This is a genomic window from Microbacterium galbinum, assembly GCF_023091225.1.
Lineage (GTDB): Bacteria > Actinomycetota > Actinomycetes > Actinomycetales > Microbacteriaceae > Microbacterium > Microbacterium galbinum.
In genome coordinates this window covers 1412938-1438805 of record NZ_JAHWXM010000001.1, presented here as the reverse complement: position 1 = coordinate 1438805, position 25868 = coordinate 1412938, and the positions used below count along the sequence as shown (strand labels likewise).

23 protein-coding genes are annotated in these 25868 nt (G+C 67.0%); 10 read left to right on the top strand and 13 right to left on the bottom strand.

What is annotated here, in order from left to right; all coding sequences use genetic code 11:
* Nucleotides 1-173 precede the first annotated feature (173 nt).
* Nucleotides 174-1268: a DUF4365 domain-containing protein gene (locus KZC52_RS06995; RefSeq protein ID WP_247623325.1), complete on the top strand. Its 1095-nt coding sequence runs from the start codon at nt 174-176 to the stop codon at nt 1266-1268.
* Nucleotides 1269-1675: 407 nt separating this feature from the next.
* Here KZC52_RS06995 and KZC52_RS06990 read toward each other — a convergent pair whose 3' ends face one another.
* The 4 genes from KZC52_RS06990 to KZC52_RS06975 form a co-directional block, all read right to left on the bottom strand.
* On the bottom strand, nt 1676-2725 hold the full coding sequence (locus KZC52_RS06990; protein ID WP_247623324.1) for a DUF3800 domain-containing protein: 1050 nt from the start codon (nt 2723-2725) through the stop codon (nt 1676-1678).
* A gap of 223 nt (nt 2726-2948) precedes the next feature.
* Nucleotides 2949-3665, bottom strand: a complete 717-nt coding sequence (locus KZC52_RS06985) for a hypothetical protein (RefSeq protein ID WP_247623323.1) — start codon at nt 3663-3665, stop codon at nt 2949-2951.
* A 1-nt stretch (nt 3666) separates the two neighbouring features.
* Complete coding sequence (locus KZC52_RS06980; protein ID WP_247623322.1) at nt 3667-4086, bottom strand: hypothetical protein; 420 nt, start codon at nt 4084-4086, stop codon at nt 3667-3669.
* Nucleotides 4083-4553 carry a hypothetical protein gene (locus KZC52_RS06975; RefSeq protein WP_247623321.1) on the bottom strand — a complete coding sequence of 157 codons (471 nt, stop codon included), beginning with the start codon at nt 4551-4553 and terminating at the stop codon, nt 4083-4085. Before KZC52_RS06975 ends, KZC52_RS06980 begins: the two co-directional genes overlap by 4 nt.
* 370 nt (nt 4554-4923) lie before the next feature.
* Here KZC52_RS06975 and KZC52_RS06970 point away from each other — a divergent pair, with 370 nt between their 5' ends.
* From KZC52_RS06970 to KZC52_RS06960, 3 genes are all read left to right on the top strand, one after another.
* Nucleotides 4924-7503 (top strand): fibronectin type III domain-containing protein, encoded by a 2580-nt coding sequence (locus KZC52_RS06970; RefSeq protein WP_247623320.1) that lies wholly within the window; start codon nt 4924-4926, stop codon nt 7501-7503.
* 67 nt (nt 7504-7570) lie between these two features.
* Entirely contained in the window at nt 7571-8206 is a 636-nt protein-coding gene (locus KZC52_RS06965) for a type 1 periplasmic-binding domain-containing protein (protein WP_247623319.1), read from the top strand.
* Nucleotides 8207-8261: 55 nt separating this feature from the next.
* On the top strand, nt 8262-8765 hold the full coding sequence (locus KZC52_RS06960; protein ID WP_247623318.1) for a type 1 periplasmic-binding domain-containing protein: 504 nt from the start codon (nt 8262-8264) through the stop codon (nt 8763-8765).
* Nucleotides 8766-8784: 19 nt separating this feature from the next.
* Here KZC52_RS06960 and KZC52_RS06955 read toward each other — a convergent pair whose 3' ends face one another.
* The 4 genes from KZC52_RS06955 to KZC52_RS06940 form a co-directional block, all read right to left on the bottom strand.
* On the bottom strand, nt 8785-9600 hold the full coding sequence (locus KZC52_RS06955) for a suppressor of fused domain protein (protein WP_247623317.1): 816 nt from the start codon (nt 9598-9600) through the stop codon (nt 8785-8787).
* 50 nt (nt 9601-9650) lie between these two features.
* Nucleotides 9651-10745 (bottom strand): fatty acid desaturase family protein, encoded by a 1095-nt coding sequence (locus KZC52_RS06950; protein ID WP_247623316.1) that lies wholly within the window; start codon nt 10743-10745, stop codon nt 9651-9653.
* Between the two features lie 26 nt (nt 10746-10771).
* A complete protein-coding gene (locus KZC52_RS06945; protein WP_247623315.1) occupies nt 10772-11293 on the bottom strand; it encodes a hypothetical protein in 522 nt (173 codons plus the stop codon).
* An 85-nt stretch (nt 11294-11378) separates the two neighbouring features.
* Nucleotides 11379-11885, bottom strand: coding sequence for a hypothetical protein (locus tag KZC52_RS06940; protein WP_247623314.1), 507 nt, complete (start codon nt 11883-11885; stop codon nt 11379-11381).
* Nucleotides 11886-12041: 156 nt separating this feature from the next.
* Between KZC52_RS06940 and KZC52_RS06935 the strand changes: the two genes are divergently transcribed.
* The 4 genes from KZC52_RS06935 (at nt 12042) to KZC52_RS06920 (ending at nt 16093) form a co-directional block, all read left to right on the top strand.
* Nucleotides 12042-12290 (top strand): hypothetical protein, encoded by a 249-nt coding sequence (locus KZC52_RS06935; protein ID WP_247623313.1) that lies wholly within the window; start codon nt 12042-12044, stop codon nt 12288-12290.
* Between the two features lie 166 nt (nt 12291-12456).
* Nucleotides 12457-13431: an ABC transporter permease gene (locus KZC52_RS06930; protein WP_247623312.1), complete on the top strand. Its 975-nt coding sequence runs from the start codon at nt 12457-12459 to the stop codon at nt 13429-13431.
* Complete coding sequence (locus KZC52_RS06925) at nt 13428-14405, top strand: carbohydrate ABC transporter permease (RefSeq protein ID WP_247623311.1); 978 nt, start codon at nt 13428-13430, stop codon at nt 14403-14405. The genes KZC52_RS06930 and KZC52_RS06925 overlap by 4 nt, the downstream gene beginning before the upstream one ends.
* 59 nt (nt 14406-14464) lie before the next feature.
* On the top strand, nt 14465-16093 hold the full coding sequence (locus tag KZC52_RS06920; protein ID WP_247623310.1) for an extracellular solute-binding protein: 1629 nt from the start codon (nt 14465-14467) through the stop codon (nt 16091-16093).
* Between the two features lie 176 nt (nt 16094-16269).
* On the opposite strand, the gene KZC52_RS06915 is transcribed toward KZC52_RS06920, so the two are convergent.
* Genes KZC52_RS06915 through KZC52_RS06905 form a run of 3 tightly spaced genes read right to left on the bottom strand, consistent with a single transcriptional unit; the run spans nt 16270 to nt 20852 of the window.
* On the bottom strand, nt 16270-17436 hold the full coding sequence (locus tag KZC52_RS06915) for an ROK family transcriptional regulator (RefSeq protein WP_247623309.1): 1167 nt from the start codon (nt 17434-17436) through the stop codon (nt 16270-16272).
* 34 nt (nt 17437-17470) lie between these two features.
* A complete protein-coding gene (locus tag KZC52_RS06910) occupies nt 17471-18418 on the bottom strand; it encodes an acetylxylan esterase (RefSeq protein WP_247623308.1) in 948 nt (315 codons plus the stop codon).
* Entirely contained in the window at nt 18408-20852 is a 2445-nt protein-coding gene (locus KZC52_RS06905) for a glycosyl hydrolase family 95 catalytic domain-containing protein (RefSeq protein WP_247623307.1), read from the bottom strand. Before KZC52_RS06905 ends, KZC52_RS06910 begins: the two co-directional genes overlap by 11 nt.
* Nucleotides 20853-21015: 163 nt before the next feature.
* On the opposite strand from KZC52_RS06905, the gene KZC52_RS06900 reads away from it, so the two are divergent.
* Nucleotides 21016-23487 carry a X2-like carbohydrate binding domain-containing protein gene (locus KZC52_RS06900; RefSeq protein ID WP_247623306.1) on the top strand — a complete coding sequence of 824 codons (2472 nt, stop codon included), beginning with the start codon at nt 21016-21018 and terminating at the stop codon, nt 23485-23487.
* A 69-nt stretch (nt 23488-23556) separates the two neighbouring features.
* On the opposite strand, the gene KZC52_RS06895 is transcribed toward KZC52_RS06900, so the two are convergent.
* On the bottom strand, nt 23557-24462 hold the full coding sequence (locus KZC52_RS06895; protein ID WP_247623305.1) for a VOC family protein: 906 nt from the start codon (nt 24460-24462) through the stop codon (nt 23557-23559).
* Nucleotides 24459-24617, bottom strand: a complete 159-nt coding sequence (locus KZC52_RS06890; RefSeq protein ID WP_247623304.1) for a DoxX family protein — start codon at nt 24615-24617, stop codon at nt 24459-24461. Before KZC52_RS06890 ends, KZC52_RS06895 begins: the two co-directional genes overlap by 4 nt.
* 244 nt (nt 24618-24861) lie before the next feature.
* Between KZC52_RS06890 and KZC52_RS06885 the strand changes: the two genes are divergently transcribed.
* Nucleotides 24862-25863, top strand: a complete 1002-nt coding sequence (locus KZC52_RS06885; RefSeq protein WP_247623303.1) for a TerC family protein — start codon at nt 24862-24864, stop codon at nt 25861-25863.
* Nucleotides 25864-25868 lie beyond the last annotated feature (5 nt).

The window sequence follows — 25868 nt, the reverse complement described above, 5'->3', positions numbered from 1 at the left end:
CCGGTCGCTCTCGAGGCGGTTGCCGCTTTGTCTCGACCCGCACCATGCTGTTTCTCCCCGCACGCGTGTGGACTGTGATGCAGCAGCAAGACCGGAACGAAATATCGTCCACCGAGAGACGGCGGCATACGCTGTGGATAGCGCAGGTGATTGGGCGCCGGAAGGAGGTGCGCGTGCCGAACATCGGCGAAGACGACGTATTCGAGCAGCAGTACATATACAAACTCAAGATGCTGCTGGCGGCTCGCGGGGTGGTGCTCAACTACGGCATCGATCGAGCTGCCATCGACGTCGGCGTGCACCTATGGATCGAAGCCGAGGATGGTTCGCGAGACGTCAGTGGACCTCGCGTCTGGATACAGGCGAAGGGCTATCACGCTGAGACTCTGACTGTCGAGGCGTTGGCTGCCGCCGAGTCGATCTCGTCTCACTCCGTGTCGATGGATCACGTCCGGTTCTGGTACAACGCGCCAGAGCCTGTCTATCTCGTCGAATATGTCGAGTCAGTGGACACGTTTTACGCCGCCGACGTTCGCGACCTCGTCGACAACCGCGGCGGCCTCGCCAAGGTCGCGACCGCAGGAGCCTCGACGACGTTCCATCTTTCGAAGGACCAGACGATCGAGCTGGCGCTCGCCCGGATGCCCAGGCATCGTTCGATGCGCATCGATGGTCCTGCGTGGCGAGGCCGCCCGCTCGGCCACGGAATCGATCCGATGCGAAGTGAGCTCGCACCAATGGACCCTCAGCTCTACATTGAGCTGGTCACCGCACTCCTCGACGCGCACGACTTTCGCGTACATAGCAACAACGGCGAGTTTAAGCCGCTGAACGGCCTGCTCGGAACAGACCAGCCAACGGTGCTCACGGGGCGGCTGTACCTCACCTACGAGTGGGTGCTTCCGCTATTCACGGAGTTCGGCTTTGATGCACGATCCGACTTCCGCATTGAGGGCGGCCCACTCCACGCTCACGGAGATGTGATCGTGGTGGTCGATCCGACCGGCGCGGCGACGCCCGCCTCCATCGCGGACGATATCGATGTCGTCGCCCTGGCCAAGGAGCGAGACACTCGTCGCATCATGGTGCTATCCAACGCGACGGTCGACTCCGGGTTGATCGGCCAGTGGTCGCGCACGTATACGCGCGACGGCCTTGTCTGTGAGCCGCAGCTCCTCGACAGTCTCACGTTCAACGTCTTGACGGCAACGAACGTCTTCCTCAAGTTCCACGAGCGACTCGGATTCCGGTATCGGAACTATCTGTAGCACCGCTCGCGCAGAATGCGGAATGGCCGTACAAGTAGCCAAGGGAACAGAGGAGGACGGGACGAGATGTTGTCGGCTCAGTCCATGCGCTCCTCCGAGGTCAGGAAACCCGGATCGCGAGACAGCTCAACATGTACGCACGCCTGACGATGTAGCGGACATAGCTCTGGAGGTGCCGAGGCGCTCGCTGAATGACATCCCCTGAAGCGGCACTGACACCCTGCGGCCGTGAGAGCAGTGACCGAGCTGCGGCGTGCGCTTTCGCGTCGATGCGCATGTCGCGAGCCATCGGGACCCTGCCGGCGCTCCCGCCTCGGATGTTGGCCGGGCTTGGCTGACGTTCGCACGTGTCGCTGCAAGTGCGTATCGAACCATGCGTGTGTCGTGGCCCCGAATGGCGGTCTCAATCAGAACTGGGAGAGCATCGCCTCACGAGCCTTCGCGACATCCATGTTGTCCCGGATGGGCCAGAGTGACGCGCCGCTTACCATCGGGAGCAGGTTCTGACTCAGTGGGTGCTGTTGTTCCCTGGTCAGTGATTCGCCGACGACGCGAGCGATACCGGCGATGAGATCAGCGACCTGAACACGTGGATCGGACTTGGAGTCGACGAGTTGAACGTCGACCAGCTCGCTGGCCAGACCCAAGCGAGAGGGGGCGACGTCTTCGGGGTGAGCGAGAGCGCGCTTCGCCCACGCGATCTTCGCCGGCGTCAGCTCTTTGGCGTCGTCGTGCACCAGCTCGATGGGCCTTCCTGAGATCGATGCCCAGAAGTGCACCGCGGCGCCCACCGCGGAGATCAGCGGATCCATCGTTCGGAGTCGCTCCTCGAGTCCTTCCCCGAGCTGCAGCCTCGACAGCGATCCCAAATGGTTGATCCCGGCGAATACCGTGCCCAGCACATCACGAACGATCGCGTCCTGGTACGAGAGTAGCTGCAGCATGTTATCGATCAGGCTCGCCAGATGCGTCTGTGCCTGATCGGTGTCCTTCGCGCGCATGAAGTGCTGGAACTTCATCAGGAGCCGGTCCCATCCCTCGCCGTAGTTCGAGGGGCCGAGAAAAAAAAGCAGGTTTGCCCCCGCTAGGGCGGCACCTGACTCGTAGATGTCGTCTCCGAGCTCGTGCGCGAGTTCTTCCGCGGTCGAGTCGAACAGCTTCGAAACCACGAAGTACTTCTTGTGCGTAAGGTGCACGGACGCCTGGCCCTCGACTGAGGGGTGCGACAGCAGCCACTTCGCCGTTGCCTGATGCCTGGGTTCGAGGATCGTCTTCGACTTCAGCTCGGCGGCCCGACTGCGCGTACGGGCACGGACATCATCGATCAGCTCCGCGGCTTCGTCCAGCGACAGCGTCACGCTCGCGTGCGCATAAACAGTGGACGTCCCAGAGAGCAGGTTCTCACCGTCGTTGCCGGATTCGTCGCATATAACCACCAGGGGCGTTGATGCCGTCATTCCTCAGTACCTCGCATCGGTCCGTGTAGTGGACACCATTTTCGCTCATCGAGACGGATGTTGGAGGCGCCGGTTGCTCGGTCTGCTTGAACAGCAGCAGCTGATGGGGATCGGATTCCGCACCGCAACTGGAGCAAGCCCAGCGGCGTCGTCCAGGCAGTTCGAAACTGGAGAATTCTTGACGATGGCATCGATCAGCGCGAACGGGATAGCGACTCGCTTCTCAGCCCTCGAGGGGTACGCGACTCATCTCGACTAGATCATCCGGGAAGGAAACATAGCCGCTGGAGTCGGAGATGTCGAAGCGGTACTGCAACTTTAGCCAACCCCATGAGACGAAAGATTCAATCGCTACCAGGCGGCCATCGCGAGTGAATCCCTCCGCATCCCCAAAGCCCGATCCCCGTCGATCGCGACCCTCCATTTGGAATCGGAATACCGGGTCGTTCACGACGAGCTCCAGATTCGTGTGAGGAGCGGGCCCAGCAGTCGCCACATCGTCGAGATAGTGGATGACATCTTGCGGGATTGCAAGGCCGATAATGGCAGCGCGACAACAGATGTGCTTGAGCCAGTATCGGATGAGGTTCGCGCGCCCTATCGCCCAGGCATCGCTGTAGACATGACTGAACCGGAACGTACCGCTAGCCCCGACTTCTTCTTCGTTCTTGTCGAGATACCGGAGCAATTCCAAGTATGCGCGGTCGAACGGCTGACTCCGGGCGTTGTTGCACTTCTGGCAAAGGTTCGACTCCCACTTGAGGATGTCGGCTTTTGCCCCTTGTATATCACGGACGTTTAGGTTCCCATCGATGTGTACTACTCCGGAGTCGCCACCCCAGGACCCGGAGCCGTGATTGAGTCGAAGTTCGGCGGCGGCGATCTTGTGTTCTCGAGAGTCTGCTGTTGCCCCGCACCACCAGCAAAGCGCGTCAGGCATGTTAGAAGTCGTAAACGATTCCGGTGTACTCGCCCGTGTATTCCACAGCTCGGTCACCTACCTTGACCTTGGCCTTCTTAGGGTCGAGTTCCTGTTGGACTCGGCTCTCGTCACTCGCCAATGTCTCATAACGTGTAGAGCCTTGGCCCAACGAATTGAAGATTCCCGCCGATGAGTGGCTTCGGAAGGTGCGACCAATGGAGGATCGGGAGGCTGCGTGGATGATCTTGACAACGGTCTTGGCGATCTGAATCGAGTCCAACACTTCGTTGGTATCTGGATCGCGGATGTCTTCGCCAGCGTCACTGAGGATTGCAAACTTCATCCCCTCTTCGACGCCGTCATCGGCACCCTTGTTGAACGCCAGGTCGGTGTTGTTGATGATACGAGCCACTTTGGCCTGGATCAGTTCGTCAGTCATCGTTCCTCCGAGTGTTCGCCACTTGCGTTGTCGGGTTCGTCTTCGATCAGGTCTGGGTAGACCTTCGCCCAATCTTCAAGGTTTGTGACGAGGCGGCTCTCGACATCGCTGAGCTTCCAACTCAACTGGCCGATGTCTTCACGCCCCTTGCCAGCGGGTCTGCCCTCGAAGGCCGCGTCTGCGAGTCCGGCCAGAATACCTACGTCGGTTGTGATCTTTGCGAGGTGCCGGACGACTACCCGCGATCCTGTGAGGTTGGGACCGCCTGGTCGGCGGGAGACGGCCCATGCTCCGCCGACATTGAACAGAGCGCCGATAATGACCAAGAGTGCGCTCTGGGCGCCGTCTGGTGGACTGCCCGAAGAGGCACCAAAGGCCAGCAAGCCTGACGCTCCGATGCCGAGGCCAAACAGGACAACGCCGATGATGATGCGATGTTGCACCACCAGCGCGACGAAACGGTCCATAGAGACATCTTGGCATCGGACGCGGACATACCAAGAGCGCGGCGCAAAGCACGCATCATGCATGTCGTAGCAGATCGGCTATGAAATGCATCGAGACCTGCGCCGCAAGCTGTTCGAAGTACGTCATGCAGACACTGACAGGTTTCGTGAGACGAAGGTCTACCGGTCTTAGAGATCAAAACTGCGGAATCTCGCGGCCTAGGTGTCTCAGTTCATGACAACACTCGTGAGATCGGACAGACGCGCCCGGAAACCCTCCGTCTGTTCGGTGTTCACCGAACGGATGCCGCGTGGACAGGAGCAGGGCCCGCGGCGTCCCTAGCCTGACCGAACACCCCCTCTCGAGACTCTTCAAGGAGTGCCCTTCCGCATGTCTGTTCCGTCCCCCGCCCGTCGGCGCGTCTGCGCCGCGATCCTCGCCGCGACGTTGGCCTCCGGCGCCGTCGTCGCGCTCGGGAGCTCTGCCGCCACCGCGGCAGAGCTGCCCGACACCTTCCTGAGCACGGCCGCGACCACGTGGCACTACTCCGACGACAACACCGACCCCGCCACAGGGTCCCCCGATCGTCTGGTCTGGACGCAGGCGGGCTTCGACGACTCCGCGTGGAAGACCGCGGCCGGCGCGTTCGGCGCGAAGAACGGCCAGCCGACCGGCATCGGCTCGGGCTTCCCCATCAACACCCTGCTGAACCAGTACATCGCCGGCACGACGGACGACGTCCCGACCTTCCACTTCCGCACGGCGGTCGACATCGACGCCGAGCAGCTGGAGGCCATCGACGGTCTCTCGGCAACTCTCACCTACGACGACGCCGTGCAGGTCTTCGTGAACGGCGAGAAGGTCGCCGGATTCGTCGACGAGAAGGTCGAAGCGGCGCCCGAAGCGCAGCGCAACCTCATGTACGCGGGGAACAGCGGCGGCGACCCCGTCACCTCGACCTTCACGATCGACGCCGACGACCTCGTCGCCGGTGAGAACACGATCGCCGTCGCGCTCTACCAGGACCGCATCACGAGCTCGGACATCTACTTCGACTTCCAGAGCCTCACCCCGATGATCGCGGGCGTGGAGCCCGTGGCGTCGTACGACGACGTGGTCCTCACGATCGGTGCCGACGAGTCGACCCGCAACGTGACCTGGTACACCAACGTCGACACCGCGCAGTCGCTGCAGTACGCGCCCGGCACCGACACGAGCGCGTTCCCGGCATCCGGCGTCACCACCGTCACGGCCACCGGCGGCCTGACGAGCAGCAACGAGTACAACCGTCGTGCCGCCCTCCAGGGGCTCGCCGAGAACACCACCTACGTGTACCGCGTGGGATCCGAAGCGGGCGGCTGGTCGGACGTGAAGTCGTTCTCGACCGCATCGTTCTCGGGCGACTACGGCTTCCTCTTCTTCGGCGACCCGCAGATCGGCGCCTCCGGCAACGCGGAGCGCGACGGACAGGGCTGGGCCGACACGCTCGACATCGCCGAGCAGACCTACCCCGACAGCGAGCTGCTCTTCTCGGCCGGTGACCAGGTCAACACGGCATCCAGCGAGACCGAGTACGGCTACTACCTCGCGCCGGAGCAGCTCTCCAGCATCCCCACCGTGCCGGTCAACGGCAACCACGACGTGGGCTCGAGGGCCTACGCGCAGCACTACACCGTGCCGAACCTCGACGAGACGGCGGGCTCCGCGACCAGCGGCACCTCGTCCGGCGGCGACTACTGGTTCATGTACAAGGACGTGCTCTACGTCGTCCTCAACACGAACAGCAACGACGACCAGAGCCACATCGACTTCATGGAGAAGGTCGTCGCCGAGCACGGTGCCGACGCCAAGTGGCAGGTGCTCGCCTTCCACCACTCGATCTACTCGGTCGCCTCGCACGTGTACGACTCCCAGATCGAGCGTCTGCGCAATGCGCTGCCGACCGCGATCTCGGACCTCGGCTTCGACCTCGTGCTCCAGGGCCACGACCACAGCTACACCCGCACGTACCTGATCAAGGACGGCGAACTCGCCGACGCGACCGAGGTGCCCGGCCAGGCCGAGGTCTCGGCCGGTGAGGGCGAGGTGCTGTACGTCACCGCGAACTCCGCCAGCGGTTCGAAGTACTACGACGTGAAGGCGCCCGACGCCTGGTACGGATCGGTCATCAACCAGGAGAAGGTGCGCAACTACTCGCACGTCGAGGTCACCGACGACTCCATCACCGTCACGACGCTGCGCAGCCAGGCCAACGGCACGGCGTCGCCCGTGAACAGCGTCGTCGACGAGGTCACCCTCGTGCGCGACGACGTCACCGCTCCGGAGATCGCCTTCCCGGCGGAGTCGGAGGTCGTGCAGGGAGAGAAGTTCGACGCCCTCGCCGGCGTCACGGCGACCGACGAGCGCGACGGCGACGTCTCCGCGTCGCTCGAGGTCGAGGGTACGGTCGACACCGACGTGCTCGGTTCCTACGAGCTCGTCTACACGGCGACGGATGCCGCGGGCAACACCGCGACCGCTGAGCGCACTGTCGCCGTAGTCGAGGCTCCGGTGGTCGCTCCCGCGAAGCCGAGCGTCACGGTCTCGGGTGAGGCCGTGCAGGGCGGGAAGATCACGATCGCGGGTACCGGGTTCGCCCCCGGCGACAGCGTGTCGGTCGTCGTGCACTCCGACCCCGTCGACCTCGGCTCGTTCACGGTCGCGGCCGACGGCACGCTGGCCGCGAGCTGGACGATTCCTGCGGCGTTCGAGGTCGGAGCCCACACGATCGTCGTGACCCTCCCGGACGGATCGACCGTGGAGACGACGTTCACGATCGCGGCTGCGGCGGCGTCCGGGGCGGCCGGTTCGGACGCGCTGGCCACGACCGGTGCGGAGCTGCCGCTCGCGATCGGCGGCATCGCGCTGCTGCTGCTCGTCGTCGGCGGTGTGCTCGTCGCCCGTCGTCGCCTGGTCGCGAACCGCGACTGACGATCACGGATGCCCCGGGCCTTCGGGCTCGGGGCATCCCCGTATCTTCGACATCTCTGAGGAACTCATGAAGTCGTCTGCGTCGGCTCTCGCCCTGCTGCTCGTCGTCGTGCTCACCGGCTGCTCTCCGGTCGCCGAGGCATCGCCGTCGTCAACGGTGGCGCCCACGAGCACCCCGTCGGCGAGCGGCGAAGCCTCGACACCGGTCGAGCTCGTGCCAGGCTCGACGCTCGATCGATCCGCGGTGACCGCAGCGGTGCCCGTGGGGGAGACGATCTCGATCGTGGTTCCATCCGCCCCGGGTGAGGAGGAGCGCCTGGCGCTCGCCGCCGTGCAGGACGCGGCCGCCCGTCACCGCGCCACGGTGCAGGTGCATGCGGATACCGACCCTGTCGCCTCGGTCACCACCGCTCTCGCCGATCGTCCCGACGTGATCGTCGCCATCGGTCCCGCGCTCATCGGCGCCATCGACCGGGCCTCCGCCGCCAACCTCGACGTGTCGTTCCTCGTACTCGGCACGCAACTCGCCGAGCCCACCGGAAACGTCATCGCCGTCACCTGGCCCGGAGCCGAGGAACGAGCCGTGTTCGCCGATGCCCCTGCGTCTTTCACGGGTGCCGCGACGTACGCGGGCGAGGCGCTCGGGGTCGGTCTCGCCGCCTTCGCCTCCGGACTCGACGGTCACGTCATCGCTCTCGGCTGAGGGCACGACACCGACCGAGGTGCAGCCCTAAGCTCGTCGTGACGAGGGGGTCGGGATGACGAAGAAGATCGTGGTGGCGGTGCTCGCAGGGATCGGGGCGGTGCTCCTGCTCGCGGGGTGCGCCGGGCCGAGCGGGGTGGGTGCGGAACCCACGCCCACGGTGACGCCGACGGCGGCGTGCCCGCAGGTCGAGGGCGTCGATCTGCCGCCCGAGTGCGCGCCCTACGATCCCGAGCAGGCGATGGACCTCAACGACCGCTACCGCGACCGCATGGGGATCGACGGCGCGACGCACGAGGCGAGCGCCGCCGTCGTCGACGCGCTGCGCGTCGACCTCGAGGGCCTGCGCACCGCGGGCACGTTCACGGTCGACACCGTGCGGGCCGCCCTGACGGATGCCGGGCTCCCCGACGCGCAGGTGCGCGAGGACTACGGCGACGTGCTCTTCGGCGTCGGGGGCGTCGACGGCGGATGCGTCTTCGGCGAGGTCACTGAGGAGGGCGTGACCGTGGACATCGGCGGCTACATCCTCGACGGCGGATGCCTGCCCGCGCAGTGAGACGTCGGTGGCCCGGGGCTTAGTCGTCCTCGAGCACGTAAGCCCCGGAGACATCCGTGAACAGCGCCGTCTGGCCGGGAAGGGCCTGCCGGGCGAAGTCCGAGATCCATGGGAACCGGGCGAGGAACGAGTCGACCGACCACACCTCGTGGTTCGCGGAGTCGTTCATGTAGGCATCCGATTCGAGTCCGGTGACCGACTGCAGGTGCGCGCCCGTGAACGTGACCCAGCGGGGCGGATGCTCGGCGTGCAGCTTCGAGAGGAACACGGGACGGTTGCCGGCGATGCCTGCGGGGGCCGCCACGGCATCGTCACGGGTCACGTCGAGCAGCGCGTCGAGCGAGCCCGCTTCGGCGACCAGCGCCTCCCATCCACGCGCCGCGGCGTACGCCGCCTCGGTATCGGTGAGCAGGCGCAGCGTGCGCACATGGCCGACGAGGGCACCCTCGTGCCGCACCTCGTCGAACGAGCTTCCCCACCGAGAGCCCGTCGCCATGATCGCCGTGATGCGCGTGCCCGAGAGGAAGGGGTCGGTATTGCGCCAGGGGGCGCCGACCGGAGGTACCCGGCGGTTGCGGGCGATGTCGTCGCAGACGATCTCGAGCGCGGCGAAAGCGGCCCCCTGCTGCCCGTCGATCACCTCGACCGCCAGCTCGACCCGTTCACCGGTGTCGGTCGGCAGGCGTGAGGCGCCCAGAGTCATCACCATCACCGGTCCGTCGGTCGGGCGCTTCTCGACGATGCGGACCGACCCACCGATCAAATCGGGGAAAGGCGCCGGCGCGACCCCCAGCGAATCGAAGACGTGTTCGGGGAAGCCGTGATCCGAGGTCATCGCCCGAGTCTTCCAGTCGCCGAGAGGCGAGGCAACGGGCGGGCGGCGGCTCAGGAGCCGATGAGGCTCCGCTGCTCGATGAGCGGGCAGCTGAAGACGTCGCGCTCGCCGAGCCCGACCCGATTGATGTAGCGCACGACGATGGCGTACGAGGTGAGCAGGCCGACGGAGGTGTACGGCACGTCGTGCGCGCGGCAGTACTCCGCGATCATCGGCGCCGCACGGCGGAGGTGAGGGCGGGGCATCGACGGGAAGAGGTGGTGCTCGATCTGATAGTTCAGCCCGCCCATCACGACGTCGAGCAGGCGAGTGCCCCGAACGTTCCGGCTCATCATGACCTGACGCCGCAGGAAGTCGAGCGTCATGTCGCGCGGCACGACCGGCATCCCCTTGTGGTTCGGAGCGAAGGCGATCCCCATATAGAAGCCGAACAGGCCCAACTGCACGGCCAGGAAGACGAACGCGATGCCCGGCGACAGCACGAGGAAGACGAGCGTCAGAAAGCCTCCGAGGCGGATGCCGAGGAAAGCGATCTCGACCCATCGCCGCTCGAGACGACCGCGCGCGAACACCCGGCGCAGGCCCGAGGCGTGCAGCGACAGCCCCTCGAGGAGCAGGATCGGGAAGAAGAACACGCCCTGGTGTCCGCGCATCCAGGTGAGCACCGGACCGCGGTGCCTCGCCGCCGTCTCGGCCGTCACGGCGATGACGGGCAACTCGATGTCGGGGTCGGACCCCAGCTTGTTCGGGTTGGCGTGGTGGCGGGTGTGCTTGTGCTGCCACCAGCCGTAACTCATGCCGACGAGCAGGTCGCCGAGGATCAGGCTGATCCAGTCATTCCAGCGCCCCGAGACGAAGATCTGCCGATGGGCGGCGTCGTGGCCGAGGAAGGCGATCTGGGTGAAGACGATCGCGAGCGCGGCGGCCGTGAAGAGCTGCCACCACGACTCACCGATCCAGACGAACGCCGCGAGGCACACGGCGACGACCAGTGGTGCGGCGATGAGCTTCGTCCAGTAGTACCCGTATCGGCGGCGCAGCAGGCCCTGGTGGCGGACCTGCTGCGCCAGCTCGGTGAACGCGCTCGTCGCGCGCGCGGTGCCCTCGCGCGGACGGGTGCGGATGCTCTGGCGGATGTCGTCCATGACGACCTCCTTCTCCGGCGTCGCCGCTAGCTGCGGACGGCGCCTCCTTCTTCGACCCAGTCCTCGATGCGGGAGTCGTCGTCGGACGACCGATCGCTTCCGGAGGGAGGGGTGAACACAACCGCGTCGGCGAGCGCGGCGACCAGCGCCGCGCGCTCCTGCTCGCGGTCGGAGGCGATCTGGAATCGGTCGGCCGCCTGCGCACGGGCCGTGTGCAGGGCGGTCGTGATCTCGGCGAGCCGCTGCGCGAGCACGGAGGCGAGGCCATCGCGAAGCTCTTCCAGATTGGTGTTCGCGATCTCGAGGCGACGGTCCGCCACGTGCAGCTCGACCGTCGGGTATCCGTTCGCGGACAGGTGGTCGCGCATCTCGCTGCTCTGGATCGCATCGACCTCATCGCGATCGGCTTTGCGCGTGAACACCGCTTCGACGGTGTAGTGGTCGGGAGCGTCATCGGTCATCAGTGCGGCGGGAAGCGAACCGACGAGGACGGACCCCAGGCCCAGCAGTTCAGGGTTCTGCCCTGCGATCTTCAGTTGTGCGTTCATACCGCGACGCTAGGTGCGTCGACGCCATCACGGCAGGGCGTTGACTCCCCGGAACATGCGTGTGTGCGAATATGTCGCGCCAGAATCACCCGTGCGCGAGCACCTGCAGGCCGATGACGGCGAGGCCGAGCGCCGCCTCGGCTCCGAGCGCGACGAGGCGCTGGAACCACGTCAACGGCATCCGTCGTACGGCGATCCAGCCGATGACGATGAGTGAGGCGAGCAGGGCGATCGCGCTGGCGCGCAGCGCGGCATCCGTCGACCAGGCATCGAGCCCCGCGAATCCCAGGAACACGAACGGCAGCACGACCGTGCTGAGCGCCCCGAAGCTCGACGCGAGAGCGTGCCGCAGCTCGGGCGGCGTGAAGAGCCGCTCGTGTACGACGAGGTGCGAGATCAGGTCGGCGGTGAAGACGGCGAGCAGGGTGCCCATCACCGTGACGATGAGCGTCGTCGCCGCCTCGCCGGCGCTCACGTGGCCGTGGGTCGAGAGCGTGATGACGACGGCGAGTGCGGCGAACGTGAGGTAGATCCGCTCCTTGAGGTGGGCGGCGCGGGCCGCGCGCTCGGCCTCGTCGATCTCTGCGGCCATGACTGCTCCTCGTTCGCTCTGCGGGTGTGCAAACCAGGCTACGGCCCGGCGGGCGCCGCGGTTGTCGGTCGTGCACGACGTTGTTACGGTCGTCGGATGCTGTTCGCCGGAGTTCTCTTCTTTTTCATCGGCTTGGGTCTCTTCACGGGATAGATCGTGAGCGTCGTCCGCGCCAACCCCGGACGACGGGTGCCGTACTGGCGTGAGGCCGAGGTCACGCCGAAGTGGTCGATCGCGATGAGCGCAGGCGGGGGAGCGTGCGTGGCCTTCGGTGTCGGCATGCTCGGCGGCGCCTGGGTCGAGCAGGGCGACTCGGCATGGTGGTGGGTGCTGCCCACCCTCGTGCTGTGGGTCGCGCTGCCGGCCGCAGTGATCGCGATGCACAACGCTCGCGCTCGCGGCTGACGGCATCCGTTCGGGTCGCACGAGAGGTCGGTATCCGCCGCGATGCCGACCTTTCGTGCGCCCGGATCATCTCAGCGCCCGGGGGAGACGTCGGATGTTCGGGTTGCGCATCGGCCTCGGCGGTGTTTATATTACGACGTAAAGTAATTCTCCCAAGAAGGCAGACATGACGCTCAGTGTCGAGCAAGACCTCCCCACCGCGACTGCGGCGGCACCCGCGGAACGACGGAAACGGCAGTCCCGGTTCCGTCGCAGCCTGCGCCGCTACTGGCAGCTGTACCTCCTGCTGCTGATCCCCATCATCTGGTTCATCGTGTTCCGCTACATCCCGATGGCCAACGCGGTCATCGCGTTCAAGAACTACAACCCGATCGACGGCGTCTGGGGCAGCCCCTGGGTGGGCTTCGACAACTTCGCGAACCTCTTCCGCAACCCCGTCTTCCCGCGCCTGGTCGGCAACACGTTCATCCTCGCCGCGTACACCCTGCTCGCCAGCTTCCCGCTGCCGATCATCCTCGCCCTCGCGCTCAACGAGGTGCGACTGCGCTTCTTCAAGCGCACCGTGCAGATGGTCACCTACGCGCCGTACTTCATCTCGACGGTGGTCGTGGTGTCGATGACGATCCTGCTGCTCTCGCCGCGCGTCGGACTCCTCGGGCGCACGTTCAGCTTCTTCGGCGCGGGGCAGGTCGATCTGCTCGCCAGCGCCGACTTCTTCCGGCACATCTACGTCGCCACCGACATCTGGACCACGACCGGATACTTGGCCGTCATCTACCTCGCCGCCCTCGCGTCGGTCGACACCTCGCTCTACGAGGCCGCCAAGATCGACGGCGCGAGCAGGCTCCAGAAGATCTGGAACGTCGACATCCCGGCGCTGCTGCCCACGGCATCCATCATCCTCATCCTCGGCGTCGGCAACATCATGGCGATCGGGTTCGAGAAGGCGTTCCTGCTGCAGAACGCCCTCAACCTCTCGACATCCGAGATCATCCCGACCTATGTGTATAAAACGGGCATCCTCAACGCGAACTTCAGTCTCGGGGCGACGATCGGGCTCTTCAACGCCGTGATCAGCCTCGTGCTGCTGCTCGTGGTGAACACGGTGTCGAAGCGAGTGACGGGAAACGGACTGTGGTGACCACGATCAACACCGAGGCGCTCCTGACCGAAGAGGTCGTCGTCGCGAAGAACAAGAAGCGCCGGCCGAAGCGCGACCCGCTCACCCGCGGCGTCAAGGTCAAGGAGACAAAGACCGACCGCGTGTTCATCGCCGCGGCCTACGTCCTGCTCACGGTCTTCCTGCTCGTCGTGCTGCTGCCGCTGCTGAACATCCTCGCGAGCTCGGTCTCGAGCCCCCAGGCCGTCTCGGCGGGCCGCGTGCTTTTCTGGCCCGTCGACTTCACGCTCCGCGGCTACGAAGAGGCGCTCGGCAACCCCGCGATCCTCCGCGGATTCGGCAACTCGATCTTCTACACCGTCGTCGGCACGCTCATCAGCGTGCTCGGCACCGTCGCCGTCGCCTACCCGCTCTCGCGGACCCAGCTCTTCGGACGCAAGGTCATCACCGGTGGCGTCGTGTTCACGATGCTCTTCAGCGGTGGCGTCATCCCGATGTACCTCGTCGTGCAGTCCCTCGGCCTCCTCGACACCCGCTGGTCGATGCTGCTGCCCAACGCGATCGGCGTCTGGCAGGTGATCATCGCGATCGTGTACTTCCGCTCGGCCGTGCCCGACGAGGTGTACGAGGCGGCACAGCTCGACGGGGCATCCGAACTGCGCATCCTCTGGACCATCGTCGTGCCGCTCGCGAAGCCCCTGCTCGCCGTCATCGCCCTGATGTACGCGATCATGCAGTGGAACTCGTACTTCGACGCCCTGCTCTACCTGCGCAACGCCGACCTGCAACCCCTGCAGCTCGTGCTGAGAGGACTCCTGATCCTCAACGACTCGGGCGGGGGCGGAGACGTCGCCGAGCAGCTGCGGCGCCGTGAACTCGCCGACCTCATGCGGTACTCGACCGTCGTCATCGCGACCATCCCGATGCTCGTCGCCTACCCGTTCGTCGCGAAGTACTTCAACAAGGGGATCATGGTCGGCGCCGTCAAGGGCTGACCCCTCTCACAGACCCACCACCACACACCCCCATTACCCGGGCAAAGGAGATTCCGGCAATGAGACACAGCATCATCCGAGGAGCGGCGGCCGTAGGCGCCCTCGCTCTCGCCGCAGGAGCGCTGGCGGCATGTACGTCGCCCAGCGACGACAACGGCAAGCTCGTCGCGTTCGGCCCGCAGGGCGACAACGGCTCGCTCAAGGACAACGCGTTCACGAAGCTGCTCGAGGAGAAGTTCGACATCGACTTCGACTGGCAGACCACCACCTACGACGGCAGCGTCGCCGGAGAGAAGCGCCAGGTGTCGCTCGCCAGCGGCGACTACCCCGACGCGTACTTCCTCGTGCCGTGGGTCGACGCCTTCTCGCGCAGCGAGGTGCTCAAGTACGGGCAGCAGGGCGTGCTCGTGCCCCTCGAAGACCTCATCGACGAGTACGCGCCGAACCTCAAGGAGCGCTTCGAGGAGAAGCCCGACTGGAAGCAGTCGGTCACCGCGCCCGACGGGCACATCTACGCGATCACCCAGTGGACCGAGTGCTTCCACTGCAGCTACCCGTCGAAGCTGTGGGTCAACTCCACCTGGCTCGACAAGCTGGGTCTCGACCAGCCGACCGACACCGAGGAACTGCGCGAGATGCTGCGCGCGTTCAAGAACGACGACCCGAACGGCAACGGCAAGGCCGACGAGGTCGCTCTCAGCGCATCGTCGGGCGAACCGGTCATCAACTACTTCATGAACGCCTTCACCTACGCCCCGTACGGCTCGCCCACGAGCCCGCCGCCGATGGTGCTCGACGGCGACAAGGTGACGCTCTCGGCGACCACCGACGGATGGCGCGAGGGCCTGAAGTACATCTCGTCGCTCGCGGACGAGGGGCTCATCGACACGGCGTCGTTCACGCAGAACGGCGAGTCGCTGCGCGCGCTGGGCGACAACGCCGAGGCCGAGATCCTCGGTGCCGCGGCGGTGCTGCACCCGTACGAGATCGTCACGCAGGATTCGCCCGACGGGCGCGACACGCACTACGACGCGGTGCCGCCGGTGAAGGGCCCGGATGGCACGCAGTACGCGACGTACCGCTCGCCGATCAGCTCACTGGGAATGTTCGCGCTCACGAACAAGTCGAGCGAAGAGGAGCGCATCCAGGCGATCAAGGCGATCGACTACCTCGTGACCGATGAGGGCGACAAGCTCGGCGCCATGGGCCCCGAGGGCGAGGCCTGGGTTCCGGCCGAGGCGGGCGATGTCGCTCTCGACCCCGAGCTCGAGCCGACCTTCAAGCCGCTCACGTACGACGAGACCTCGAACTCCGCCTGGCGCTCGATGGCTCAGTACTGGGACTCGCTCGAGTTCCGCAACTCGCAGGTCGTGCCGGAGGACATCTACGCGCCCGACGGGTACGAGCGTCGTCTGCTCGAGGCCACGAACCTCTACGAGCCGTTCGCTCCCGACGAGAGCCTCGTCTTCCCGTCGGAGAAGCTGTGGCCGAACCCCGACACCTCGGCGGAGATCGCCGAGTTGCAGACGAACATCGCGACCTACATCACGCAGGCGCAGGCGGAGTTCGTCACGGGGCAGCGCGACATCAACGACGACGGCGCATGGCAGTCGTACATCGACGACCTGAACGGCCTGGGCGTCGACCGCTACCTCGAACTGCAGCAGGAGCTCTACGACGCACTGTGAGCGAGTGAGGTGAAGGACTGCCCGGCGGATGCTTCCGCCGGGCAGTTCTGCCTGGGGTGGGTGGTTGCGGCGCTTCGACAGGCTCAGCGACCCAGCCGACGGGCGGAGCGGGACCCCTCAGCGAGAGGGGGTGGGTGCCTGAGCCTGTCGAGGGGCCCCGCCCCGCGGAACCGAGCTCAGCGCACGAGGGACTGGATCGCGGCCGCGGCGGCGCCACGGGCCCAGTCCTCGAAGGTGTGCGGGCGTGCGACGATGCGACAGCGCGCCGCGGCGCCGAAGGCGTGTGCCTCGAAGGCGCTGCGCAGCGTCTCATCGAAGAGGTCGAAGTTCGACACGCCCTCGCCGCCGATGATCACGAGTTCGGGGCCGGTGAGGTTCACGAGCGTGGCGATGGCGGTGCCGACGATCTCGGCAGCCTCGCGGAACGCCGCCTCGGCAGCGGGGTCTCCGTCGTGGGCGAGGCGCACGGCCTCGTCGATGCCGATGATCCGACGGTGCGCGGCCGAGACGGCCGCTTCGATGGCGGGGGTCGCGGCCACGGCCTCGACGCAGCCGTTGCGCCCGCACGGGCATACGCGTCGGGGATCGGCGAGGGGCAGGTGCCCGATCTCGCCGGCGACCCCGTAGACGCCGCTGACGACCTGGCCGTTCACGTGCAGTCCGCTTCCGATGCCGCGGCCGATCGTGACGATCGCGAACGAGGCCGTGCCCAGACCGATGCCGAACCAGTGCTCGCCGACGGTGAGCGCGTGCACGTCGTTCTCGAGGGTCACCGGTCGGCCGATCCGGTCGCGCAGCCGCGCGGCGAAGTCCTCGTCGGTCCAGCCCATGATGGCCGACTCGCGCACGATGCCGTGACGGCTGTCGACGTCGCCCGAGATCGAGACGCCGAGCCCGGCGATCGCGGCCGACCGCGGCCCGAGCTCGCTCTCGAGAGAGGCGGTGACCTCGACGATGGCCTCGAGCACGGCATCCGGGTCGTGGGCCGCGAGCGCACGGTGCTCGGAGGCGAGCACCGTGGTCGTGAGGTCGGTGGCGACCGCGATGACCTCGTCGACGTTCACCTTCACACCCAGCATGATCATCGCTCCGGGCACGATCGACACCGGGGCGACGGGTCGCCCGGGATTGCCGTCGCGGTGCTCGGCGGGCGGTGCATCGACGAGCCCCGCTGCGACCAGCGGCGACACGGCCTTCGTGACCGCGGCCTGTGAGAGGCCGGTGTGCCGGGCGATCTCGATACGGCTGATCGGGCTGCGCGTGAGGATGGTCGCGAACACCTTCGATCCGGCATCCGATGCGGATCGGATGAGGGTGGTGCGCGTCGACGTGTCGTGGTCCATCAATTCCTCGTTCGTTATCGGCAACCGTAGCGAATCACGGGCGCAGACGGGCGGCGGCGAACTCGAGGGCGTTCTCCTCGTCGAGGTCTCCGCCGGCCTCGTGGCCGTTGTCGGGCCAGAGCACGACGTGCTTCTCGCCCCCGTAAGCCGTGAAGGCGGGGAGCACGGATGCCGGGGGCGTGACCCCGTCGCGCAGCCCGGTGCTCAGGATCGCCGGAGCGTTCGCGCGCTTCGCGTGGTTCACCGCGTCGAAGTAGCGGAGGGTGTCGAGGGCCGCCGCCCGATCGAGCCGGCGGTCGGCGAAGTACTGGGTCAGCAGGGCGTACGGTGCCTCGTTGCTCAGGTCGGCGGCGCGGTTCAGTTCGCTGAGGAAGGGAGCCTGGATGATCGCGACGGCGAGGTCGGGCACGAGCCCGGCCATGGCGAGCGCGATCCCGCCACCCTGACTGGCGCCGACGACGCCCACACGCGATGCGTCGACCAGGTCGAGCGAGCGGAGGGCCTCGACCGCCCGCACCGCGTCGGCGTAGACACGACGGTAGTAGTACTCGTGCGGCGAGCGCAGGCCACGGGTGAGGAACCCGCCGGCCGAGGGGCCGCCGTCGGGGTGGTCATCGTCGGTGTCGCCGTGGCCCTGCCCGCGGGCGTCGACCACGAGGTGCGCGTAGCCGGCGGCGGCCCAGCGCAGGTCGCGCAGCGCATGGCCGCGGCCGTTGCCGTATCCGAAGAACTGCACGAGCCCGGGGAGCGGTGCGGTGGCGCCGTGCGGCGCGCGCAGCCAGGCGCGGATCTGCGTGCCGCCGAATCCGGCGAACGTCACCTCGAACACGTCGATCGCGGTCAAGCGGGTCGGATGCGGTTCGATCGTCACGCCGAGCGGATGCTGTCGCGTCTCGTCGAGCGTCTCGGCCCAGAAGGCGTCGAAGTCGGCGGGCTCGGTCTGCGTGGTCGGGGTGTCGACCGTCACGAACTCACCGCGCATCGACAGCTCCGCTCAGAGCATCGGCGCCGACCGGCACCGAGAGAGTGCCGCCCGCGGGCACGGTCAGCGTCACGCGGTGCCCGTCGTGCTCGACGTCGACCGTGCGGTCCTCGGCGAGGCGGTTGTGCAGGATCGCCTCGGTGAGGTGCCCCTCCGACCACGCGACGTCGGCGACGAGGCCGGTGCGCACGCCGATGCCCTGCACCTCGCCCGTCGTCCACGCGGCCGGCAGCGCGGGCAGCAGGCGCACGACGCCGCCGTGGCTCTGCACGAACATCTCGGCGATCGCGGCCGGGAAGCCGAGGTTCGCGTCGATCTGGAACGGCGGATGCGTGCTGAAGAGGTTCGGCAGCAGGCCACCCCACTCCGAGCCGTCGACCGGACCGTGCCGCGTGGCATCGCCGTCGAACGGCGTGAGCGCCTCGTCGAGCAGCGAAGCGGCGGTCTCGCCGTCGCCGATGCGGGCGCGGAGCGCGATCTTCCACGCCCACGACCACCCCATCGCTCCGGGGCCGCGCGCGTCGAGCAGGCGGATGCCGGCATCGAACAACTCGGGGGTGCGTTCGCGCGTCGTCACCTCGAGCGGATACATGCCGAGCACGGGGGTGAGGTGGCGGTGCAGCGGCTCGACCTCGACCACGTCGGCCGACCACTCGCTGATGCGCCCGTCGGCACGGATGCCGACCGGGGTGAGCGCGCCGAGCGCGCTCGTGATCTCGGCCGCGAGCGTCGGGTCGTCGAGCTCGAGGGCGTCGAAGGCCTGGAGGGCGCGTTCGAGCAGGCCCTGCACGAGCAGCAGATCGGATGCCGACGTCAGGCCGATCGCGGTGCCCTCGCCGTCCGAGGCGAAGAAGGAGTTCTCGGGCGACGTGGAAGGAGAGGTGCGCAGGCGTCCGTCGGCGTCGGGCACGAGCCAGTCGAGGCAGAACTCGACGGCGCCCCGCAGCACGGGCCAGATACGTGTGCGCAGAAGGTCGCGGTCGCCACCGAACTCGTAGGCATCCCAGAGGTTGTGGGTCAGCCAGACGCCGCCCATCATCCAGATCGCCCAGCTCGGGGCACCGTGGCCGTCGCCGACCGGCAGCGCCCAGCCCCACACGTCACTGTTGTGGTGGGCGACCCAGCCACGAGCCCCGTAGAGCTCGCGGGCGACGTCGGCGCCGTTCTCGGCGAGCTTCTCGACGAGCGCGAGCAGCGGCTCGAAGGAGTCGTCGAGGCCGAGCACGGGAGCCGCCCAGTAATTCATCTCGGTGTTGATGTTGATCGTGTAGTTCGACGACCAGGCCGGGCGCAGCTCGGCGTTCCAGATGCCCTGCAGGTTCGCGGCCGGGCTGCCCGCGCGCGAGCAGGAGGCGAGCAGATACGCGCCGAACTCGGCGATCACGGTCGTCTTGAGGGCGAGGTCGTCGCCGCGCAGCAGGTCGCGCTCGACGTCCCAGGTGCCCTCGCGCCGCCCGCCGATCGCGAACCGCGCGCGCGTCAGCCGTCGCCGGTCGGCGACGTGCTCGTCGAACAGTGCGGATGCCTCGCGGCGCGCGGCGGCATCCGCCTGTTCCGCCGCGCGGTTCCGGATCGTCTCGCGCGAGGCGTTCCGCCACTCCTCCTCGCTCGCGCCGGCCCACCACGACGCGGCGCGAGACGAGGAGGAGAGGAAGATCAGCAGGCGCCGGGCACCGTGGACGGCGACACCGTCGGCGGTCGCCTCGACACGGCCGTCGGTGCGCCACGCGACGGATGCCGCGGCGAAGGCGTCGTAGCCCTCGTCGTCGGCGTACCGCAGCGGCGTCTGCAGCGGTCCTTCGTGCAGAGGCGCTCCATCGATGGGGGCCACGACGCCGAGCGTCATCCCGCCGTCGCGGACGACGAGGCCATCGGTGTGCAGGGGAGTGGTCAGCGCGACGGATGCCGTGAACTCGGCGTCGGCCTCGATCTCGATCACGAGCACCTGCGCGGGCGCCGAGACCCACGACCGACGGCGCAGCGTGCCGCCGGGAATGCGCAGCGTCTCGAGGAGCACGGCGTCGTCGAGGTCGAGGATGCGCGCGGGGTCGTCCGGCTGTGCATCCGTGATCCGTACGTGCAGGTCGCCGAGCGGCAGGTACTCCTGCGAGTAGGGTCCCTCGAACGCCATGAGGAGGTCTTCGGCGCGGCGCACGTCGTCGGCGTCGAGCGCCGCGCGCACCTCGGCCAGGCGTGCGGGGCCCGCGCCCGCGGCGATCACATCGCGCAGCGCGCGGGCGGGTCCGTCGGGCGTCCCCGACCAGAGAGTGGAGTCGTTGAGGGCGTAGCGCGCGTCGGCGCCGCCGAAGGCCATCGCGCCGATCCGCCCGTTGCCGAGCGGGGCCGCTTCCTCCCATCGGGTCGCCGGGGCAGCCCACGAGAGCCGGAGATTTCCGGCGGCGGACGAGGGGTTTTCTGCTGCGGAGAGCGACATCGATCTTCCTGTCAAAACCTCGGATGTTTGCTTGCGGTCTCAGCGTATTCATGATTAATTACCGGTGTCAAGTAATTGGCCGGGCCGTCGGGTCCGGTTCTTTCCTGGGGACAACGCGACGGAGCGCCTGGGGTTTCACCGTCGAAACCACCGAGAGGAAATCATGTTCGACACCATCCGTTCGACAACACGGTTGCGATGGGCGGCGGGCTTCGCCGTCGGCGCACTCGTGCTCGGAGCAGGTGCCGCCACGGCATCCGCAGCATCCGCCACCGAGGTCTCCGCGACCCCAGTCACGGCGGCACTCGCGACGAGCGTCGTCGCCGCGACGAACACCGACGAGGAGTCCCTCGCGGACAAGCCCTACATGGGCTGGAGCAGCTACAGCATGCAGGTCTACGCCGGCAACGGGCAGGCCTGGATCAGCGCCGACCAGATCATCGCGCAGTCCGACGCCATGCACGAGAAGCTGCAGAGCCACGGCTACGAGTACATCAACATCGACGCCGGCTGGAACGGCAGCAACGACGAGTACGGCCGCCCGATCCCGAGTGAGACGCTGTACCCGAACGGCCTGCAGGCCGTGATCGATCACGTGCACGGCAACGGCCAGAAGATCGGCCTCTACTTCATCCCCGGCATCTCCGAATCGGTCTACGAAGCCGCGTACCCCGTCTACGGGGCCCCCGAGTGCACGACCGCCGACGTCGTCAAGCGGCCGCTGCAGCAGGCCGACTACTGGGGCATCGGCCACCGCATCGACTTCTCCACCCCCTGCGGCCAGGCCTACATCGACTCGATCGCCGACATGCTCGGCGAGTGGGGCATCGACTTCGTCAAGTTCGACAGCGTGACCCCCGGCTCCGGCGTCGGCGACCTCTCGCTCGACGCCCGTGACGACGTCGCCGCATGGTCGCAGGCGCTGAAGCGCAACAACATCTGGTTCGAGCTCTCCTGGGCGCTCGACATCCGCTACGCCGACTACTGGAAGGAGCACGCCGACGGCTGGCGCATCGACTGGGACGTCGAGTGCTACTGCGAGAACGAAGCTCTCACCACGTGGGACAACATCGCCCGGCTCTTCCCGAAGGCCGCCGAATGGTGGCGGCACGCGGGGCCGAACTCGGGATGGAACGACTTCGACTCGCTGAACGTCGGCAACGGCAAGATGGACGGCCTCACCAAGGACGAGCGCCGCACCGCGGCCACGTTCTGGGCGGTGTCGTCGGTGCCGATGTACCTCGGCAACGACATGACCAACCTCGACGCCTACGGCCTCGAGCTGCTCACCAACGACGAGGTCATCGCGGTCAACCAGGCCGGGCGCCCCGCGCACCCGGTCTCGACCGGCTCGTCGCGCCAGACGTGGTTCTCGACCAACCCCGACGGCTCCGTCACGGTCGCGGTCTTCAACCTCGGACGCACGGATGCCGACATCACGGTCTCGCTCGCCGACCTCGGCGTCGAGGGCGAGGTCAAGGTGCGCGACCTCTGGAAGAAGAAGAACCTGGGCAAGGCGACCGGCGAGTTCGTCGCGACCGACGTGCCCGTGCACGGCACCCGCCTGTTCACCTTCACGCCGGCGAAGAACAGCACGCTCACCCTCAACGACGACGACGCACGGCTCACCTACGAGGGCGCATGGACGCGCAACGGCGGCGCCGAGGTGCCCGCCCGCGCCCAGGCCCTGACGGTCTCGTCGTTCGACTCGTCGCAGGGCGGCACGGCTCCCGAGCCCGGCCCGTCGAACGTGCGCACGATCAACAACAACGACCCCGGCATCGTCTACAGCGGTACGTGGAGTCAGAGCGGTGGACGCGGCATGGGCGACTACCAGGACGACGTGCACTACAGCGAGGCCAACGGGTCGGCGTTCGAGTACTCGTTCGTCGGCACCGGGATCGACTGGTTCACCGAGACGCACTCCTCGCAGGGGGAGGCCGAGGTCTACCTCGACGGCGTGCTCGTCGACACGGTCGACACCTTCCAGGCCGAGGGCCGCGGGGTGCAGCAGCAGGTCTACAGCGTGCGCGATCTTCCGAACGGTTCGCACACTCTGCGCGTCGTGAAGAAGTCGGGCCAGTTCATGCTGAACGACCGCCTCGACATCGTGCAGGAGGGCGTGATCGATGTCGACCACCTCGCGTTCGACCGGGCGGCCCCGGCGGATGCCGTCGTCACGCTGCTGCGCGACCCGAGCGAGCTGCAGAGCATCTCGCGTGACGGCACGCCGCTCACCGACGGCACGGACTACACGATCGCGGGTGACGAGATCACCTTCGCGAGCGGGTTCCTCGCGGCGCTGCCGGATGGCGACACCGGGCTCGAGCTGCGGTTCCGCGGCGACCACCGCGACGACGTGCACGCCACGGCCGACGACGGAGCGGCGGTCTCGTTCACGTTCAGCGGCAAGAAGCTGACGCTGACCGGCGCGACCGGACCCGACCAGGGCACCGCCGAGATCTACCTCGACGGCAACCTCGTCGACACGGTCGACCTGCACAGCGACACCCGCCTCACGCAGCAGGTGCTCTTCACGCTCGACGACGTGAAGAAGGGGGATCACACGATCAAGATCGTGAAGACCTCGGGCGACCTGCTCCGCTTCGACAGCCTGTCGTACGTGACGCGGTAGCCCGATGAGACCAGGGGCGCGGGTGGAGTGTGTGCCGCCCGCGCCCCTTTCCTCTTTGCGCGGATGCCGTCAGGCGGCGTCCGGCGTGATGACCAGGCGCGTGCCCCACGGGTCGGCGAGGCGTAGCGCGTGTCCATCGTCGGCGCCGTCGACGCCGTGCGAGCGGATGCGGTCGGCGAGCGCCTCGACGTCGTCGCGGGTGGGCACCACGATGCGCACATCGCCGAGGCCCAGCGAGGCGGCCCGCGGGCCGGCGCCGGCACTCTGCCAGGTGTTCATGCCGATGTGGTGGTGGTAGCCGCCCGCCGAGACGAACAGGGCGCTGCCGAGATCGGCCGTCACATCGAACCCGAGCACTCCGGCGTAGAACGCCTTCGCCGAGGGGATGTCTCCCACCTGCAGGTGCACGTGACCGATCGTCGCCGTGTCGCCGGTGGTCGCGGCATCCGTCGTCAGCCACTGCTGCAGGAACGCGTTCGGGTCGAGGGCGAGTGAGGCCATCTGCACCCCGCCGTTGGGCAGGATCGTCCACTCGTCGCGCGGACGGTCATGGTAGAGCTCGAGGCCGTTGCCCTCGGGGTCGGTGAAGTAGAACGCTTCGCTGACGAGGTGGTCGGCCGAGCCGGTGAACGTCTGCGGAACGCGCTCGGCCATCGACAGGAGGGATGCCGCGAGCTGGTGCTGATCCTGGAACAGGATCGCCGTGTGATAGAGGCCTGCGCCGCGCGGATTCGCGTTCGGCAGGTCCTTCTCCTGGCGGAGCCGCATGATCTTCTGCGTGCCTCGGCCGAGGGTGGCCGTGGCTCCGGACTGGTCGAGCACGTCGAGCGTGACGGCCTGCTGGTAGTACGCGGTCATGGCGTCGAGATCGCGCACGAGCAGTTCGACGGTGTCCATGCGCGTGTCATCGGGTGCCGCGCCGGCGGTCGAGACGGATACCGCGCGCCACGCGCCGGCCGCAGGTGTCAGGCTCATGCGCCGATGGCCTTCACCGACCACGCGGGGAAGTCGGGTGCCCAGGCGAGGCCGGCGGCGGCGAGCTTCGCGCGCGGCTGCACGACCTTCATCCCTCCGGCGGCGACATAGGCGAGGGCGAGGATGCCGGCGACGATCCAGTAGGCGATCAGCATGGTGCTTCTTTCGGGTGATTGACATTTCAACTAACGCGAGAGGTGGCGCGATAATTCCACCGCTCAGGGCACCTCGTCAGAAAGCATCCGTCCGCATGCTCTAGACTGATCTCACCAAGGGGAGTACTCCGCCACGGTGGTTTCGTCATTACGGATGCGTTCGCATCCCGGGCCGCCGGTTCCTGATCGAAGGAATGGAGAAGACTTTGGCGCTGCTGCCGCATACGCCGAGTCTGGAGTCCTCATGGATGTCACCCCCCTGATCTGGATCATCACGATCGCCGTGACGATCGCGTTCTTCGTGTACGAGTTCTTCGCGCACGTGCGCACACCTCACGAACCGTCGATCGGCGAGTCCGCCCGCTGGTCGATCTTCTACATCAGCCTCGCGCTGCTCTTCGGTGTCGGCATCGGCGTCGTGTCGGGATGGACCTTCGGTGGTGAGTACTTCGCCGGGTACCTGACCGAGAAGGCGTTGTCGATCGACAACCTGTTCGTCTTCCTCATCGTGATGACCGGGTTCGCCGTGCCGAAGAAGTACCAGCAGAAGGTGCTGATGATCGGCATCGTGATCGCCCTGATCCTGCGCGGCATCTTCATCGCCGTAGGCGCGACGCTCATCGAGAACTTCTCGTGGATCTTCTACCTCTTCGGCGCGCTGCTGCTCGTGCTCGCCTACCGTCAGGCGTTCAGCAACCATGAGAGCGACCCCGCCAACGGTCGGTTCATGAGGTTCGTGCGCCGGCACCTGCCGGTCAGTGACGAGTACAACGGCGACAAGCTCACGGTCGTCAAGAACGGCAAGCGCTTCGTGACCCCGATGCTGCTCACGATCATCGCGATCGGCTTCATCGACCTGGTGTTCGCCGTCGACTCGATCCCGGCGATCTACGGACTCACCGACCAGGCGTACATCGTGTTCACCGCCAACGCCTTCGCGCTCATGGGTCTGCGCCAGCTGTACTTCCTCATCGGCGGCCTGCTCGAGCGTCTCGTCTACCTGGCGCAGGGCCTCGCGGTCATCCTCGCCTTCATCGGCGTGAAGCTCGTCTTCCACGCTCTGCACGTCAACGAGCTGCCCTTCATCAACGGCGGCGAGCCCGTGCTCTGGGCGCCCGAGATCCCGATCTGGTTCTCGCTGCTCTTCATCGGTGCGACCATCGCGGTCGCCACCGTCGCCAGTCTCCTCAAGACGCGCCGCGATCCCGCGGCCGTCGCCTCCGCCACCGAGAACACCGACAAATAAGGAGC